Genomic DNA, 16,054 nt, shown 5'->3' with positions numbered 1-16,054 from the left:
GGAGCGGAGGAGGAAATGCGCCGGTCCCGGCCCGGCCGCGTGCCCCTCGCGGCCGTCTTCATGCCCTCCAACATCCCGCTCTACTCCTACGCGCTCTACATGCTCGTGGCCTCCCTTTACAGTGACCGCATCGCCTTCCGGCCGTCCTCCGAGACGAAAAGCCAGATGCGCCGTCTGCACGCCCTGCTGGCGCCGGTCCACGGATTACCCATCGAGCTCTTCGAACTCAGCCAGCGCAAGTTCGTGACAGGGCCGGTACGCGACGCGGACCTCATCGTCTTCACCGGAAATTATGACAATGCCGAAAGCGTCCGCGAGGGCCTGGCGGAGGATCAGCTCTTTCTCTTCTTCGGCAATGGAATCAACCCTTTTGTGATCGCGCCCGACGCCGATCTCGCACACGCCGTGCGGGACGTCACCAGAATTCGGCTCTACAACTCGGGCCAGGACTGCTTCGGGCCCGACGTCGTGTTCACACCACGGGGCCGCACTGAGGAATTCATCGGCCTGCTGACCGCCGGACTGGACGCGCTGCGGTTTGGAGACAACAGCGACCCCGACGCCGACTACGGTCCGATCCACTACGAGTCGGCGCTGGTGAACTGCTCGGACTACCTGGTACGTCATGCGCGGCACATCCGGCACGGCGGGCGCATCGATCTGCCCTCCCGCCGGATCGAACCGACCGTACTGGTATGGGACTTCGACGAGAAGATCCCCCTGGACGAGATGTTCGCCCCGGTGTTCAACGTCGTCCCCTATCCCACCGCCAGGCGATTACGCGAACGCCTGGCGAGCCCCTCCTTCGGTGAACGCGCGCTGGGCGCGATGGTCTACGGAAACGACGCGGACACGGTGCGCGTCCTGTCCGAGCGCCACCAGACCTGTGTCAACCACACCTTGCTCGACGCCGAGGACGGAAACCGTCCGTTCGGCGGATTCGGGATGCGGGCGAACTACCTCTCCTGCGGCGGGAAGCGGCACGCCGAACCGCTGCTCATGTCACAGGCGGTGGCCCGGAATCTCCCGACGGCCGCCCTGGACACGGTGGGTGGAAGGTGACCGCGGTGAGCAAGCGACACGCCGACGCGTGGTCCGCGATCGTCGGCCTGCTGGTGGCGAGCGGGGTGGACACCTGCTTCGGACTACCCGGTGACGACCTGGAGCTGCTCCGCGCCCTCGACGGCGCGGGCCTGGACCTCGTACCGTGCCGTGACCAGCGCAACGCGATGTACATGGCCACCGGCTACGCGCTCCAGTCGGGCCGGCTCGCCGTGTGCGCCCTGGGCAAGGGGCCGGCCGTCACCCACGCGGCCACCGGGCTGCTGGAGGCGCGGGAGTCCGGCGCGCGGGTCCTCGTGCTCGCCGCCGGCGTGGCCGAACGGCGCCGGGGCAGCGGCGGGTTCCAGGAACTCGACCAGGTCGCCGCGGTGGCGCCCCTGGTGCGGTGGGCGCACCGGGTGGGGCATCCGGACCGGGTCGTCCCCGCGACGGTGACGGCGCTGACCCGAGCCATGGGGCCGCCGCCCGGACCTGTGTACCTGGAGGTGCCCGACGACGTCCGCACGGCGGAGATCCTCGTCACCGGACCGCCGCCGGAGCCGCCCGAACGACTGGTCCCCGAAACCGTTCCGGTGGCGCCGGGAGCGGCGCTGGCGGCGATCCGCGCGAGCCGGCGGCCGGTGGTGCTGGTGGGCGGCGGGATGCGGCACCGCAACGACGACGGGGTGGTCGAGCGCTTCGCCGGACGCCTCGGCGCGGCGCTCTTCACCACGGCGTCCGGCCGCGGTGCCGTGGACGAGCGCCACCCCCTGTTCTGCGGTCTGGCGGGACTGTACGCCGCGGCCCCCGCCCGTGAACTGCTGTCCTCCTGCGACCTGGTGGTGTCGCTCGCCGGACGGCTGGAGGAGACCGCCGTCGAAGGCGGAACACCGTGGCCACCGGTCACGGTGGTGCAGGTCAACGCCGACCCGGGCGGCCTGTCGGCCGAGTTCGCGGGCCCGCGGGTGCTCGGCGACGCCCGGCATGCCGTGCTCGGCTGGTCGCGGGCGCTGGCGGAAAACCCCGGAACCGAGCGGGCGGAACAGGCCGAGGAGGCAGACCAGGCAGAACAGCCAGAACGGGCGGAACTGGCAGGGCAGGCAAGCCTCGCAGGGAACGCGGACGCGCTCGGGGCCTGGCCGGACAGGATCGCCGCCGCCCGCAAGGCCATGTCGCTCGGGGTGGCGGCGGAACTGGCCCACGCGGCGACACTGCCGGGCATCCGCATCGCCGAGCTGCTCGCCGCGCTCGACGCCACCGCCGGCGAGCCCCGCGTGCTGGTCCAGGAGAACGGGCTCCAGGACATGTGGTCCTACTGCTTCCCCTTCCACGCCGGCGGCGGGTCCGTCGTACCGTCGGAGCAGACCCCCCTGGGCTTTGGCGCGGCGGCGGCCATCGGGGTCAAGCGGGCCGCCCCGGATCACGAGGTCACCGCGATCGTCGGGGACGGAGCGTTCCTCGCGGCGCGCGCGGACATCGCCGTGACGGCCCCGGCCCACGGCGGTGTCCTGTACGTGGTGCTCTGCAACGGCGGCTACGGCTGGCTGGACGCCCAGCGGGCCCGCCTCGGACTCGACGCCGGCCGCCACCCCTTCACCCGCCCGGGTGCGCCACCGCCCGTGGTGGACGGGCCGGACATCCACAGCCGGGTGCTGCGCGACAAGGCCGCGCTGACCGAGGAGATCCGCGCCGCGCGCCGGTTCTGCGCACAGGGCGGCACGGCCGTGCTCATGGTGCCGGTCGCCCCCGACGACATCCCCCCGCCCCTCCGCGACGCCGAGGTGGTTCCCCAGTGAGGAACTCGACGGAGGCCACGGAGGTGACGGAGGCGGCGGACATGGCGGAGGTGACGGACATGACGGACGCGGCACCGCGAGGTGACTCCCGGCGCGGCGGGGCCCGGCGCCGCGTGATGGTCACCGGGTACGGGGCGGTGACACCGCTGGGCCACAGCGTCGGCGAGACATGGGCGGCGATGCTGGCCGGGCGCAGCGGCATCGACACCGTGGACGCGATCGATGTGACCGGTCTCGGAGTCCGGATCGGCGGTCAGGTCCGCGCGTTCACCCCCGGCCGCTACATGCCCCGGACGGTCAGCCGCCGCGCCGATCCCTACGCGCAGTACGCCCTCGCAGCGGCGCTGGAGGCGTGCGAGCACGCCGGACTCGTCGTCGGCGAACGCCTGGCCCCGCGGGTCGCCGTCATCATCGGCAGCGGCTACGGCCCGGTGGGGTCGATCTACCGGGCCGCGAACACGCTGCGCGACAAGGGGCCGCGGGCCATCGGGCCCTTCACCCAGGTCACCACCGCCATGGACAGCGCCGCCGCCGAGATCAGCATGCGGCTGGGCACCCGGGGGCCGAGCCGTGCCCAGAGCACGGCGTGCGCCAGCGGCGCCGACGCGGTGGGCGCGGCGATGCGGATGATCTGCCAGGGCGAGGCCGACATCGTCCTCGCGGGCGGCGCCGACGCCTGCGTCACCGCCGTCGACCTCGCGGGCAGCGGCAACGCCCGCGCGCTGTCCACCCGCAACGACGACCCGACCGCGGCGTGCCGGCCGTTCGACGCGCACCGCGACGGATTCGTGATGAGCGAGGGCGCCGCCGTGCTGGTGCTGGAGGCCGCCGAGACGGCCGACCGGCGCGGGGCGACGGCGCTGGCCGAACTCGTCGGCTACGGAGCGAGTTCCGACGCTCATCACTGGACCGCCCCGCACCCGCAGGGGCGGGGCGCGTGCCTCGCCGTCGAGGCGGCGCTGCGCGACGCGGGGATCACGGGGGCCGACGTGGACTACGTCAACGCGCACGGCACCGGGACGCTGCTGAACGACGCCGTCGAGGCGGCCGTCCTGCGCACGGTGCTGGGCGATCGTGCCAACCGCATTCCGGTCAGCTCCACCAAGTCGATGACCGGACACATGATCGGTGCCGCCGGAGCGGTCGAACTCGTGGCCTGCGTCCAGGTCCTGCGCACGGGTGACGTCCCGCCGACCGTCAACTGCGACGAGCCGATCGACCCGGACATCAACTTCGTGCCGCACCGGGCGCAGCACCACGAGGGGGTGCGGGTCGCGCTCAGCAACTCGTTCGGCTTCGGCGGACACAACGCCGCGCTCGTGGTCCGGGCCGTATGAGGTACCGGCCGTGAACCACGCTCCGCGACCGGCTCCGAGCCGCGCCACCGTCATCCGCAGCGGACCGCTGAACTGGGTCCAGCAGTGGCACTGGTACGAACGCACCATTCCCGCGTCACGGCGGGTGAACCCGACCCCGCTCGCCGACCACTGCCACGTCCCGCCCCCGGCGACGCTCGCCGACGTCCACCGGGCGCTCGCCACCCTCACCGCCCGGCACGAGGCGCTGCGCACCACGGTCGACCCGCTCCGCCCGACGCAGCACGTCCACCGGGCGGACTGGGCCCCACTGCCGGTCGACCACGTCGAGGTTCCCGCCGTCTGTGCCGACGTCCTGGAGGCCGCCACCGCGGCGCTGGCCGCCCGGCCGGTCGACCCCGAGCGCAATCCGCCCTGGCTCGCCCGGGTGCTGCTGGAGGCGGGGGAGCCGCGCGCGGTCGTGCTGGCCGCCCACCATGTCGTGATCGACGGATGGGGACTGGCGGTCCTCCTCGACCAGTTGTACGACCTGCTGCGTGGCGCCGGCGCACCGGCGAAGGCGCCCGCGCACCCCCGCACCACCGCGCACCCCCTCGACGCGGCCGGCGACCAGGACCCGGAACGCGCCCGCGCGGCGGAGCGTGAGTGGCTCACGCGTCTCGCGGACAACCCGGCCTGCGTGCTGGCCCCGTTCGGCGGCAGGGACGACGGCGAGGGGCGCCACCGCCTCCAGTACCGCTCGGTGGCGGCGTACGACGACCTCGACCGCGTCGCCCGGCGGCATCGGGTCAGCCCGGAGACCGCCATGCTCGCCGCGCTGGCCCACGACGTCGCCGCCCGCACCGGCGAACACCGGTTCCTCGCCTCGGTGGTGGTCTCCAACCGGGCCCGGGCGGCGTTGCGGACCAGCATCGGCGTCCGGGCCCTGACGGTTCCGGTACAGATCGATCTCCGCCCGGGCGCGGCGTTCGGCGAGGTGGTCGCCTCGGTCGCCGCCGCCTCCGCCACGGCCTACCGGTACGGCCGGTGGCGCCCCGCCGAACTGGTCGCCGCACAGGCCCGGATGGAACGCCGTCGCGGTGTCGTGACCGTACCCACCGTCGAGTACAACTGCTACTCCTGGCCGCGCGACTACCTGGTCCCCGCGCGGAGCACCCCGTCCGGCGGGGCCGCCACCTGGATCAGCAGCGCGGCCGACGAGCCCTGCGACACGCTGTACGTCGACTTCAGCCGTGACGGAGGGGCCGTCACCCTGGATGTCACCGTCGGGGACCATCTGCTCGACGCCGGGCAGGCCGCGGCGTTGCCCGTCCGGCTGTGCGCCTTCCTGCGCGCGCTCGCCGGCGGTGCCCGGTGCGCGCTCCCGGCGCGCGGCCTCATCCCGCCCGCGCCCGGATGGTGGCGCGCCCCGCAGGGCTGGGTGTGCCTGCCCAGGGTCGAGGAGGTGGTGCGCGGACATCCCGGAGTGCGCGACGCGACGGTGGCACCCTGCGGGGACGGCACCGCGAAGGGCGACGCGCCACACCTCGTCGTCCACGCCCGTACGGCCCCCGGTGTCACCCCCGGCGACCTGCACCGCCACATCCTGGACCACCTCGGCGAGGTGCCCGGCATCCTGGCCCCGGGCCACTACGTCCTGCTCCCGGCCGTCCCCAGATCCGGCCGTCCCCGGATCACCCCTGGCGGCCCGGAACTTCCGCGGGTCCCGTCCCGCCCGCCCGCGACGGACGCCGAACGGGCGCTGGCCGCCGCCGTGACCGCCGTCCGACCCCCCGCTCCGCCGTCCGGCGCCGGCGGCCGTGACGCCGTGGACATGAACCGCTGCCTGGCCGACCACGGGGTCACCCTGATCGCCGTACCGCGCCTGCTGGCGCTGCTCCACCGGTCCGGGCTCACCGGGATCGCGTCGGACGAACTGGCCGGAACGGCCTCGCTCGGTCACCTCGCCGGGGCCCTGGAGCCCCTGCCGCCCCGCGCCCACCGTGGAGGAGAAACCTCGCCATGACCGCGTCCCACACCCCCGCACCGACCGTGGACCGCCTGGCCCCGTGGGCCTTCGCCGCCTTCGTCGAGGCGAACACCCACGACACCGCGTACCGCCCGCCGGTGGTGGACGGTCCCGTCGGACCCACCATCGTCCGCGAGGGCCGCGAACTGGTGAACTTCGCCAGCATCAGCTTCCTCGACCTGGAACGGCACATCCCGGTGCGACGCCATTTCGCGCAAGGGGCGCTCGCCCACGGACTGAGCACCAGCGGTTCCCGGATGACCCAGGGAATCTGCCGCCCGCACCAGGAGCTGGAGGAGACGATCGCCCGCCGCACCGGCAAGGAGCGAGCCCTCACCTTCGCCACCGGACTCCTGGCCAACATCGGATTCGTCCACGCCATGAGCAGTTCCGCGCACTTCGACACCGGCATCGAAGTGCGCAACCACGACACCGTCTTCGTCGTCGACCGTGATGTCCACTGGAGTATCTGGAAAGGTCTCGAAGGGCTCGGCTACGGCCGCAAGGCGCACGCCTTCCGGCACAACGACGTCGCCGACCTGGCACGCGTCCTGGACCGGGTGAGGGCCCCCAAGACCGTGGTGATCGCCGAGAGCATCTACTCGGCCGACGGCACCATGGGGCCGATCGTGGAGATCCTCGACCAGTGCGACCGCCACGGCGCCATCAGCATGATCGACGACGCGAACGGCTTCATGGTGTACGGGCCCGGAAACCGTCCGTACGCCGCGGAGGCGGCCGCGATCCGGGAGCGGGCCGACTTCGTCATGGTGTCGCTGTCGAAGGCCATCGGTCTGGAAGGCGGCGCGATCGCCGGCCCGGCCGCGGCCATCGACGCCTTCGAACTGCTCTCCGGCACCTCGATGTTCACGGCCGCCATCCAGCCACCCACCGCCTACGCCGCCAAGCGCACCATCGACGCCCTCGCCGACGATCCGCGCATCGTCGACGACTACCTGGCGCATGCCGCCCGCCTGCGCCAACAGATGCGCGAGGCCGGTACGCCCACGACGCCGACCGAGTCGTACATGCTCTCCGTGCCGATCGGGAACGACGCCGCCGCCCTCCAGATGCGGGAGTGGTTCGTCGCGGACGGCTACCTCGTACCCGTCTTCTCCTACCCGGCGGTCGTCCGCAACCAGGCGCTGCTGCGCCTGTTCCCGCACGCGGGCCACACCGAGGAGCAGATGGAGGGCTTCCTGGACACCCTCCTCGCCTACCGGCGACGCCTCGGGCTCTGACGCCCCCGCACGCACGCACGACGGCCGGCTCGGCGCGACCCGTCCCATCGGCGCGACCCGTCCCATCGGCCCGTCCCGTCCCATCGGCCCGTCCCGTCCCATCGGCGCGCCACGCCCCATCGGCACGCCCCTTCCCAAGAAGCCCGTCCCAAGAAGGAGGAACCCATGGCGAACAACGCCGACATTCTCGACTCCCTTGCCAAGATCGTCGAAGAGGTCGCCGGCATCGACCCCGCCGACGTGACCACCGAGAAGTCCTTCACCGACGATCTCGACATCGACTCCCTCTCCATGGTGGAGATCACCGTGGCCGCCGAGGACAAATTCGAGGTGAAGTTCCCCGACGACCGGATCGCGGAGCTGAGGACCGTCGGCGACGTGGTGAGCTACATCGCCACCCATCGATGACCGGGACCGCCATGAGCGTCCTCGATCGCTTCCGGCTCGACGGCCGCGTGGCCGTGGTCACCGGCGCCTCCTCCGGACTGGGTGTCGCCTTCGCCACCGCGGTGGCCGAGGCCGGCGCCGATGTGGTGCTCGGGGCACGGCGCGTCGAGCGGCTGGCGGCGGTGCGTACGGCCGTCGAGAGGCTCGGCCGCCGGAGCGTCGCGGTGCGCACCGACATCTCCAGGCCGGAGGACTGCCGCGCCCTGATCGACGCGGCCGTGCACGCCTTCGGGCGGGTGGACATCCTCGTCAACAACGCCGGGATCAGCGGCGAACGACCCGCGACGGAGGAGACGCCGGAGCAGTTCCGCGAGGTCGTCGACACCAATCTCAACGGCTCCTACTGGATGGCCCAGGCCGCGGGCGCGGTGATGCCGCCCGGCGGTGCCATCGTCAACGTGTCGAGCATCCTCGCGCTGGTCACCGGCGGTCTGCCGCAGGCCGCCTACTCGGCGTCGAAGGCCGGCCTCCTCGGACTCACCCGCGATCTCGCCCAGCAGTGGACCCCGGGCAAGGGCATCCGCGTCAACGCCCTCGCACCGGGCTTCTTCCCCTCCGCGATGACCGACGAATACGCCGAGGGCTACCTCGAGGCGATGATGCCGCGGGTGCTCTCGGGCCGCATCGGACAGCCCGAGGAACTCGCCGCGGCCCTGGTCTTCCTCGTCTCCGACGCGGCGTCCTACATCACGGGCACCACCCTGACGGTCGACGGGGGCACGCACATCGCGTAGCGGCACCCGCGCGATCCCGTCCCGCATGTGCCGGCCGATGCGTCCCGCGTCCGCCGATCGATGAACGATACGGTCGTGTCCGCCTCGGCGTGAACCGGGCGCGACCACGTCGGCGGACTGCTGCGCGCAGGACCGATCCACTCGGCGCCCCGGGGGGCAGACCATGACGACGGAGCCGACGGCCCGTACCCATCCGCGTGGCCCGCTGGGCGATCCGCGCCTGCGCCGTCTGATCGTGGGCCAGGGGCTGGCCGCCGTGGTCGACGCGCTGTTCCTCGTATGGCTCACGCTCTTCGTGCTCGAACTGTCGAAACCCGGGCTCCTCACCGGGCTCGTCCTCGTGGCCGTGGCGCTGCCGCGAGCGGCTCTCCTGCTTCCCGCGGGCGTCCTGGTCGACCGCCTCGGTCCCGTGCGGGTCACGGTCGGTGCCGCCTGGCTCCGGGTCGCCGTCCTGCTCGCCCTCGGTGCCGTCGTCACCCTCACCGCACCCTCGGTGCGGACGGTCGCGCTGCTCGCCGGGCTGCTCGGCGCCGCCGACGCCGCGTACTTCCCGGCGGCCCTGGCCGTGCTGCCCGCCATCGTGCCGACCGCGCGGCTCTCCCGGGTAAACGCGCTGATCCAGGGCGCGGAGTCGGCGGGCGATCTGGTCGGCCCAGCGGTGGCCGCCGCAGCCGTCGCCGCGCTCGGATTCGACGCGACGCTCGGTGGGATCTCGGCGATGGCGCTGCTCGCCGCCATCGCCCTCAGCACGCTCTTCCGCGTGGTACGACGCGTCGAACGCGCCGGGGACGACGTCGGCCCGGACCCCGTCCAGGGTGAGCGGCTCAGCAGTACACGTGCGCTCGGAGCGGGCCTGGGATACGCCTGGCGCGAACCGCTGGTGCGGGGAATGCTGGCGGCCGTGGCCCTGATCAACATCGCGGTCGTGGGCCCCGTGCTCGTGGGCGGCGCGGTGCTCGCCGATCAACGCCTCGGTGGCAACGGGTCCCTCGGGGTCGTGCTCTCCGGTTTCGGCGCGGGCTCACTGGCCGGCTCCCTCATGGCCGGGTGGCGACCGCCCGCCCGGCGCGGCTGGACCGTGGTCGGCGGGGTCGCGGCGATCGGCGCGGGCGTGGCCGGACTGGGCACCGTCACCCACGTCGCCGCCGCGACGGCGCTCGTCTCGCTCGTCGGCCTCGGGTCCGCGTTCCTCGGCGTGGTGGTCGTCGCGACTTTGCAGGAGCGCGTGCCCAGACGGCTCTTGGGACGCGTCCTCAGCCTCGTGGTGCTGGCCACGGTGGCGCTGGACCCGTTCTCCTACGTCATCGCCGGCGTACTGCTCCCGTACGGCACGACGACGCTCTTCCTGGCCTGCGGCAGCGCCGTCCTGACGGGCGCCGCCCTGGCCGCCACGAGCCCGGCCATCCGCTCTCTGCGCTGACCCGTCGGCGGGAACCGTCTCCTCTCGCGGTAGCGGTCGACGCGATGGAGGGGCCCCTGGTGCGGCTGCGGGACACGGTGATGACCGATGCCCTGTTCATCCCCGGCGACTGCCGGGAACTCGGGGCGAGAGGGCGGATCAGGGCCGGTCTCGGGGAGGTCCGAGGCCGGCCCTGGCCGGGTGCGGGGGCTGTGTCGATGCGGGGTCTAGCGGTTGTGCCGCTCCAGGTGGATGGAGGTGAACACGGCGACCTTGGCGCGTAGGGCCCAGGGGTCGAAGGGCTTGCTGATGTAGTCGACGGCGCCGGCCGCGTAGCCGCGTGCGGAGTGTTCGGAGCCGAGGCCCATCGCGGTCAGGAAGATGATCGGGATGTCCCGGGTTCTGGAGCGGCGCTTGATGTGGGCGCAGGTCTCGTAGCCGTCCATCTCCGGCATCTGCACGTCCATGATGATGACGGCGAAGTCGTCGTGGTCGAGGAGGGCCTTGAGGGCTTCCCGGCCGGAGGAGACGGTGACGAGTTCCTGTTCGAGCGTCGCCAGGACCGCGGTCATCGCCAGCAGGTTGTCCGGCTGGTCGTCGACGACGAGGATCTTGGGCATGTGCCGACGGCCCGGCGGCAGAGCGGCCGGGGCGGACTGGCCGACGGCCTCCAGCTGGCGTTCGAGCAGGTCGCAGCGGCTTTCCGCGGCGGCGCGCTGAGCCTGAGCCTCCTGGAGGGCCGCTCCGAGCCGCTCGACCTCCAGTTGGAGCTCGTCGCGCTCGCGGATGAGGCCGTCGACATCCGGATGCGCGTCCGCGAGTTCGTCCGCCCGTTTCCGCTCCGCGATGCGGTCGGCCTCCAGCTGGTTGAGCCGCGTCTCCAGGTCGGCGATGCGCTGCGTCCGGTCCAGCAGCGCGTCGCCGAGGACGTCGCCGCGGACGCTGGACCGCCGGGAGACGTGGTCGGCGTCGGCCAGCTGCCGCTCCAGGATCTCCACCGCGTGCTTGGGGGAGGAGGCGGCGTCCACGGCCGATCCGTACAGGTCCCGCACCAGTTCGATGGCCTCGGTGGTGACGGCGGTGCCGCGGTGCTCGGCGACGTCGGTGAAGAGATCGCTGATCACCCCCCACGGGGGCAGCCGGGTGCCGTTCAGGTAGCGGGAGACCGTGCCGGGGTCGAGTTCGCGCCGGGCCGCGTACCGGCGGACGGACACGTGGAGACTCTCGAACAGCTCGCGCAGCGCCTCGGCCAGGGCCCGGGAGGCATCGTTGAGGTCGTCGCCCAGGGGCCGTAACTCACCCATGGCGCGCCCCCGCGGCCGTCGTTCCGCTTCTCGCCGCACCGGCGGGGTCGGGGAGAGCTGGTGCGGTCGGTCTCGGCGGTAGCAGGGGGTCCGGATCCATGAAGTCCTCCGTTCGTCCGCACCAGGATGGAGGAAGCCGGGGATGTTGCGGCGCCATGATGGGCGCGGCTGGCACCAACGAGGGCCCGTTGCACGGGAGTTGTCGCCGCCCGCCGTGAAGTGCCCGGCAGGTCAGAGGGATTGGAGTGCCGGTCGTTGCCGGAGTGTTGCTCCGCAACGCTCTTGGAGGTCGACGACGCCCGGCAACGGCAATGCCCGCAACATCCGCAACGTCGACAACGTCGGTAACGGGGCTCGGTCCGGAGGGCGTTGCGCCCCGTAGCCGGACTTCTCAGAGGGCGGCCGAGGGGGCCGGCCGGCGGTCCAGGAGGGCCCGGACGATCCTCATGAGCCGTTCGCCCGCGTGCTCGACGCAGCCGTTCTGGGCGCTCACCTGGGCCCCTTCGAGGATGAAGGTGATCTCCGCCGCCGCCTCGTCCGGACCGGGCAGCCCGGCCCGTGCGCACAGATCGGTGAGCCGGCGCAGCTGGCCGGCCTTGTGGGCCTCGATCAGCCGGCGTGCCGGGTGGGCGCGGTCCGGCAGTTCGGCGATGGAGTTGATGAACGGACACCCGCGGTGCGAGATCTCGGGCAGTCCGTCGGCGATGAACCGGGCCATCCCCAGGATCTGCTCCCGGGGCTCGTCGGGGTGCGCCTCCGCCAGCCGGTCGAACGCGGCGGTGTAGTCGGCCGCGACGATGCGCAGCCACTCCTCGACCAGCGCGTCCTTGGTCGCGAAATGGCGGTACAGCGCCATCTTGGTGGTCTCGGCCCGGTCGGCGATCGCCTGGACCCCCACCGCCTTGATCCCTTCGCGGGAGAAGAGTTCCTCCGCCGCGTCGAGGATCCGCTCCCGTGGGGGCAGCTTGGCCACCCTGCTCTGTCTGCCGGCTCTGTCCATGGTCGCCGTACGGCCCCTCGTCGGTTCCGGTGGGGCGGGGTACCGCCTCATCTCAATGCTACGGTACCGATCGGTCCCGCACGATACCGAGCGGTATCGTGTGGGACCGATCGGTACCGTTCTTCGATTCTTCGTTTCCCTGAAGGGACGACATGAAGCTCTCCGAGTACGTGCGCCACGACGGCGTCGGCCTGGCCGACCTGGTGGCTCGCGGCCAGGTGACCGCCGCGGAACTCGCCGCGACCGCCCAGGCGGCGTCCGACGCGGTGAATCCGCTGCTCAACGCGGTTGTCGAGACCTGGCCCGCGCAGGACATACCGGCTCCGGGCAGCACGCCGCTGGCCGGGGTGCCGTTCCTGATCAAGGACCTCGCCGTTGCGATGGCCGGCAAGCGGCTGGAGCTGGGCAGTCGTATCGCCGCCGGGAACGTCGCCGGGGCCGACTCGTCGCTCATGACGCGGCTGCGCCGTGCCGGACTGGTGACGCTCGGACGCACGGCGACCCCGGAGTTCGCGTACAGCACCACCACGGAAGGCGTTCTGTACGGCGCCACCCGCAACCCCTGGGACCCGGCCCGCAGCCCCGGCGGGTCCAGCGGCGGCTCGGGAGCGGCCGTCGCCGCGGGTATCGTCCCGATCGCGCACGCGACCGACGCGGCGGGCTCCATCCGGGTCCCCGCCGCCGCGGGCGGCCTCTTCGGGCTGAAGCCGACCCGTGGCCGGATCTCCATGGGACCGGACACGGACGAGGTCTTCAACGGGCTCGCCGTGCACGGCTTCCTCAGCCGCTCGGTGCGCGACAGCGCCGCGCTGCTGGACCTCGTCCACGGCCCCGAGTCCGGTGACCCCTACGCCGCGCCGCGGCCGGAGCGGCCGTACACGCGGGAGATCACCCGTTCCCCGGGCCGGCTGAGGATCGGTCTCCTCACGCGGCCGTGGGGAGGCCGGGGTGTGGACGCCGCCGTCCTCGACGCGACTCTCCGCGCCGCGCGGCTCGCCGAGTCCCTGGGGCACCGGGTGGAGGAGGTGCAGGTCGAACTGGGCATCGGCTGGGAGGAGTTCGTCCTCGCCAACGCCCGCCTCTGGAGCACCAATCTGGTGACGTGGATCGACGGCTTCGCCGCCGCCTTCGAGCGGCCCGTCGACCGCACCACCCTCGAACCCGAGACGCTCGCCAGTTACGTCTACGGACGGCGGGTCAGCGGCGCCGAGTTCGTCCACGCGCTCGCCATGCGCAACAGCGTCGCGCGCGCGATCGGCAGGTACTTCACCGAGTACGACCTGCTGCTCACCCCGACACTGCCCGAACTCCCCACGCTCCTGGGCACGTACGCCGAGGACGTCGAGGGCATGGACGGGCTCGGCTGGCTCGAACGGGTCTTCCACCGCTCGCCGTTCACCGCCGCGTTCAACATCGCCGGCACCCCCGCCATGTCCGTCCCCCTGGAGACGGACCCCGCCACCGGGCTGCCCATCGGCATCCAGTTCGCGGCGGGGTACGGCCGCGAGGACGTCCTCTTCCGCCTCGCCGGACAACTGGAAGAGGCCGCCCCCTGGTCGGGGCGGACCCCCGCCGTGTGGGCGGGCGCACACCAGGGCGTATGAGGGGTCTGCCAGGGGCTGGGCCTCCACAGGTCACTGTCCGGGCAAGCAGGACCAGCAGGTGTCCTTGAAGCGCTGGTCATAGCCCTAGATGGTGCGCGGCACGGAGGGCCACGGCCCGGTGAGGACGAGGGAGCCGCCTCCGCCGTCGGGGACTTCGCCTCCGCCGTCCCAGGCCGGCACTCGTTCGATGTCGGTGACGGCGAGCCCCGGGGCGCCCAGCAGCTCGCGCAGCCGGAGGCACGTCACCCCGGTACCTGCACCAGCCTCCCGTCCCGCACCTCGGTGATCCGGTCGGCGGCCGTGAGGTGGGTGCGGTCGTGGGTGACCAGGACGGTGGCGGTGTCCCGTTCCCGGGTGAGCCGGGTGAGCAGATCGAGGACGGCGGTGCCGCGCTCGTGGTCCAGGGCGCTGGTGGGTTCGTCGACCAGGAGGACGGTGGGGTCGTTCATCAGGGCGCGGGCGATGTTGACGCGCTGACGCTGGCCGCCGGAGAGCTGGTGGGGGCGGCGCCCGGCCTGGCCGGCGAGGCCGACCGCGTCGAGAAGTCCCATGGCCCGGCCGCGCGCCCCGGCGGGGGAGCGGCCGTCGATATGGGCCATCACCTGGAGCTGCTCGGCGGCGGTCAGGGAGGGCAGCAGATGGGGCTGCTGGAAGACGATGCCGATCCGCCCCCGGCGCAGCTCGGTCAGCTCGCCCCGGCTCAGTCCGGTGGTGCGGATGCCGTCGACGGTGACGGTGCCGGTGTCCGGCGTGATCAGGGTGGCGGCGACGGCGAGGAGGCTGGACTTGCCGGAGCCGGACGGGCCGACCACGGCGGTCAGGCTGCCCCGGGGCACCTCCAGGCCGACCCGGTCCAGGGCGGTCAGCCGGGTGTCGCCGTCGGGATAGGTGAGGGTGATGTCGCTCAGGCACAGGCTCATCGGGCGCTCCCCAGGGCGGTCAGCGGGTCGACGGAGGTGATGCGGCGGACGGACAGCGCGGCCCCGAGGGCGCCGAGTACGACCGTCACCGCGGCCGGGACCAGGACGGTGCCCGGGGAGAGGACGAAGGGCACGGCGCCGCCCACGACGAGGGCGCCCAGGGCGGCGGCCATGCCGGTGCCGAGCAGGGTGCCGCCGACGAGCAGCACGACGGCCTGGCCGAGCGCGTCCTTGAGCAGGTAGCCGGTGGCGGCGCCCAGGGCCTTCAGGACGGCGACGTCCGTGCCGCGCTGGATGGTCCACACGGTGAAGAAGGCGCCGATGACCAGGGCGGAGATGGCGAACAGGAAGCCGCGCATCAGCTGGAGGGAGCCGTTCTCGGAGGTGTAGGAGCCGATCGCGGACAGCGAGTCGGCGATGGAGACGGTCCTGGTGCCGGCCCGCCGGTCGATGGCCGCGGTATCGGCCCCGGAGGTGGTCAGGGCGAGGACACCGGCGGCCGGGCGGCCCCCGTCGCCGGTGGGCGGCGCGGTCCGGCGCCAGACGTCGAGGCTGGTCCAGACGACCGGGGTGTGGCTGAAGAAGGCGTCGCCCCGCACCGCGCCGACCGTCAGCCGCTGTCCGGCGAGGGTGAGGGAGCCGCCGGCCGTCACGCCGAGGCCGTCGGCGGCGCCGGTGGAGAGCACCACCGTACGGTCGTCCAGCCGGCCGCTGTCCGGGGCGAGGCGGGAGCCGGGCCGGACGCCGAAGACGGAGACCCCGGTGCTCCGGTCCCCGGCGGTGGCCTTGGTGGGGGTGATCCCGAGCGGTTCGGCGCTCTCGACGCCGGGGGCCTCGGCCCACTGCCGCCGCTGGGCCTCGGTGACGGTGGAATCGGCGTACGAGGGACCCTGGCCGCGGGCGGGGGCCTGGAAGGCGATCGCGGTGGCGGGCAGGCCGGTGATCGCCGAGATGTTCTGCCGGCCCAGTCCGGCCGTCAGCCCGGACAGCAGCCCGACCAGCAGGGTGATCAGTACGACGACGGTCCCCATCAGGGCGAACCGCCCCTTGGCGAACCTCAGATCTCTCCAGGCGACGAACACGGCCTCGGCTGTCCTTCCGGCGGGGAAAAGCGGTAGGCCCTCACCGTCGCCGCCGGGCCCCCGTGCGCGCGTCCGGCGCAGGACGGCACTTCACGGGCCGGAAGGCGGCGGCCGGGTTCCACCTTTCGACAGAGGCCGGCGGCCCGGCGGCCTCCGTAGTCT

14 protein-coding genes are annotated in these 16,054 nt (G+C 73.0%); 9 read left to right on the top strand and 5 right to left on the bottom strand.

Annotated elements, in window-relative coordinates; all coding sequences use genetic code 11:
* Positions 1 to 15 precede the first annotated feature (15 nt).
* The 8 genes from GHR20_RS37295 to GHR20_RS04965 all read left to right on the top strand — a co-directional run bounded on the left by GHR20_RS37295 (position 16) and on the right by GHR20_RS04965 (position 10,003).
* Positions 16 to 1,062 carry an aldehyde dehydrogenase family protein gene (locus tag GHR20_RS37295; protein WP_343335994.1) on the top strand — a complete coding sequence of 349 codons (1,047 nt, stop codon included), beginning with the start codon at positions 16 to 18 and terminating at the stop codon, positions 1,060 to 1,062.
* Between the two features lie 5 nt (positions 1,063 to 1,067).
* Entirely contained in the window at positions 1,068 to 2,837 is a 1,770-nt protein-coding gene (locus GHR20_RS04995; RefSeq protein ID WP_153812380.1) for a thiamine pyrophosphate-binding protein, read from the top strand.
* The gene (fabF, locus tag GHR20_RS04990; RefSeq protein WP_243877934.1) at positions 2,834 to 4,174 is read left to right on the top strand and encodes a beta-ketoacyl-ACP synthase II; all 1,341 of its coding nucleotides are present in this window, start codon (positions 2,834 to 2,836) and stop codon (positions 4,172 to 4,174) included. Before GHR20_RS04995 ends, fabF begins: the two co-directional genes overlap by 4 nt.
* 10 nt (positions 4,175 to 4,184) lie before the next feature.
* Positions 4,185 to 6,158 (top strand): condensation domain-containing protein, encoded by a 1,974-nt coding sequence (locus tag GHR20_RS04985; protein WP_153812379.1) that lies wholly within the window; start codon positions 4,185 to 4,187, stop codon positions 6,156 to 6,158.
* A complete protein-coding gene (locus tag GHR20_RS04980) occupies positions 6,155 to 7,402 on the top strand; it encodes an aminotransferase class I/II-fold pyridoxal phosphate-dependent enzyme (protein ID WP_111584202.1) in 1,248 nt (415 codons plus the stop codon). The genes GHR20_RS04985 and GHR20_RS04980 overlap by 4 nt, the downstream gene beginning before the upstream one ends.
* Positions 7,403 to 7,567: 165 nt before the next feature.
* Positions 7,568 to 7,810, top strand: a complete 243-nt coding sequence (locus tag GHR20_RS04975) for an acyl carrier protein (RefSeq protein WP_111584203.1) — start codon at positions 7,568 to 7,570, stop codon at positions 7,808 to 7,810.
* 11 nt (positions 7,811 to 7,821) lie between these two features.
* Positions 7,822 to 8,583: a glucose 1-dehydrogenase gene (locus GHR20_RS04970; RefSeq protein WP_153812378.1), complete on the top strand. Its 762-nt coding sequence runs from the start codon at positions 7,822 to 7,824 to the stop codon at positions 8,581 to 8,583.
* Positions 8,584 to 8,746: 163 nt separating this feature from the next.
* A complete protein-coding gene (locus GHR20_RS04965) occupies positions 8,747 to 10,003 on the top strand; it encodes an MFS transporter (RefSeq protein WP_153812377.1) in 1,257 nt (418 codons plus the stop codon).
* Between the two features lie 206 nt (positions 10,004 to 10,209).
* Here GHR20_RS04965 and GHR20_RS04960 read toward each other — a convergent pair whose 3' ends face one another.
* On the bottom strand, positions 10,210 to 11,286 hold the full coding sequence (locus GHR20_RS04960) for a response regulator (protein WP_194858811.1): 1,077 nt from the start codon (positions 11,284 to 11,286) through the stop codon (positions 10,210 to 10,212).
* A gap of 391 nt (positions 11,287 to 11,677) precedes the next feature.
* Complete coding sequence (locus GHR20_RS04955) at positions 11,678 to 12,286, bottom strand: TetR/AcrR family transcriptional regulator (RefSeq protein ID WP_153812376.1); 609 nt, start codon at positions 12,284 to 12,286, stop codon at positions 11,678 to 11,680.
* Positions 12,287 to 12,438: 152 nt separating this feature from the next.
* Here GHR20_RS04955 and GHR20_RS04950 point away from each other — a divergent pair, with 152 nt between their 5' ends.
* Positions 12,439 to 13,890, top strand: coding sequence for an amidase (locus GHR20_RS04950; RefSeq protein WP_153812375.1), 1,452 nt, complete (start codon positions 12,439 to 12,441; stop codon positions 13,888 to 13,890).
* 84 nt (positions 13,891 to 13,974) lie between these two features.
* Here GHR20_RS04950 and GHR20_RS04945 read toward each other — a convergent pair whose 3' ends face one another.
* From GHR20_RS04945 to GHR20_RS04935, 3 genes are read right to left on the bottom strand one after another with little or no spacing between them, the layout of a single operon-like run.
* Positions 13,975 to 14,136, bottom strand: coding sequence for a hypothetical protein (locus GHR20_RS04945; protein ID WP_153812374.1), 162 nt, complete (start codon positions 14,134 to 14,136; stop codon positions 13,975 to 13,977).
* Positions 14,133 to 14,810, bottom strand: a complete 678-nt coding sequence (locus tag GHR20_RS04940) for an ABC transporter ATP-binding protein (protein WP_153812373.1) — start codon at positions 14,808 to 14,810, stop codon at positions 14,133 to 14,135. The genes GHR20_RS04945 and GHR20_RS04940 overlap by 4 nt, the downstream gene beginning before the upstream one ends.
* Positions 14,807 to 15,892 (bottom strand): ABC transporter permease, encoded by a 1,086-nt coding sequence (locus tag GHR20_RS04935; RefSeq protein WP_111584210.1) that lies wholly within the window; start codon positions 15,890 to 15,892, stop codon positions 14,807 to 14,809. Before GHR20_RS04935 ends, GHR20_RS04940 begins: the two co-directional genes overlap by 4 nt.
* Between the last annotated feature and the right edge of the window lie 162 nt (positions 15,893 to 16,054).

Source organism: Streptomyces sp. SUK 48, assembly GCF_009650765.1.
In the GTDB taxonomy this organism is placed as follows: Bacteria; Actinomycetota; Actinomycetes; order Streptomycetales; family Streptomycetaceae; genus Streptomyces.
Note: the sequence above shows the minus strand (reverse complement) of the source record. Positions and strands in the feature narration are given on the sequence as shown.

Excerpts from the sequence above, each read along its gene's own strand:
- GHR20_RS04950 (WP_153812375.1), top strand. The coding sequence starts at position 12,439 with ATGAAGCTCTCCGAGTACGTGCGCCACGACGGCGTCGGCCTGGCCGAC.
- GHR20_RS04980 (WP_111584202.1), top strand. The coding sequence starts at position 6,155 with ATGACCGCGTCCCACACCCCCGCACCGACCGTGGACCGCCTGGCCCCG.
- GHR20_RS04960 (WP_194858811.1), bottom strand. The coding sequence starts at position 11,286 with ATGGGTGAGTTACGGCCCCTGGGCGACGACCTCAACGATGCCTCCCGG.
- GHR20_RS04965 (WP_153812377.1), top strand. The coding sequence starts at position 8,747 with ATGACGACGGAGCCGACGGCCCGTACCCATCCGCGTGGCCCGCTGGGC.
- GHR20_RS04975 (WP_111584203.1), top strand. The coding sequence starts at position 7,568 with ATGGCGAACAACGCCGACATTCTCGACTCCCTTGCCAAGATCGTCGAA.
- GHR20_RS04940 (WP_153812373.1), bottom strand. The coding sequence starts at position 14,810 with ATGAGCCTGTGCCTGAGCGACATCACCCTCACCTATCCCGACGGCGAC.
- GHR20_RS04955 (WP_153812376.1), bottom strand. The coding sequence starts at position 12,286 with ATGGACAGAGCCGGCAGACAGAGCAGGGTGGCCAAGCTGCCCCCACGG.
- GHR20_RS04970 (WP_153812378.1), top strand. The coding sequence starts at position 7,822 with ATGAGCGTCCTCGATCGCTTCCGGCTCGACGGCCGCGTGGCCGTGGTC.
- GHR20_RS37295 (WP_343335994.1), top strand. The coding sequence starts at position 16 with ATGCGCCGGTCCCGGCCCGGCCGCGTGCCCCTCGCGGCCGTCTTCATG.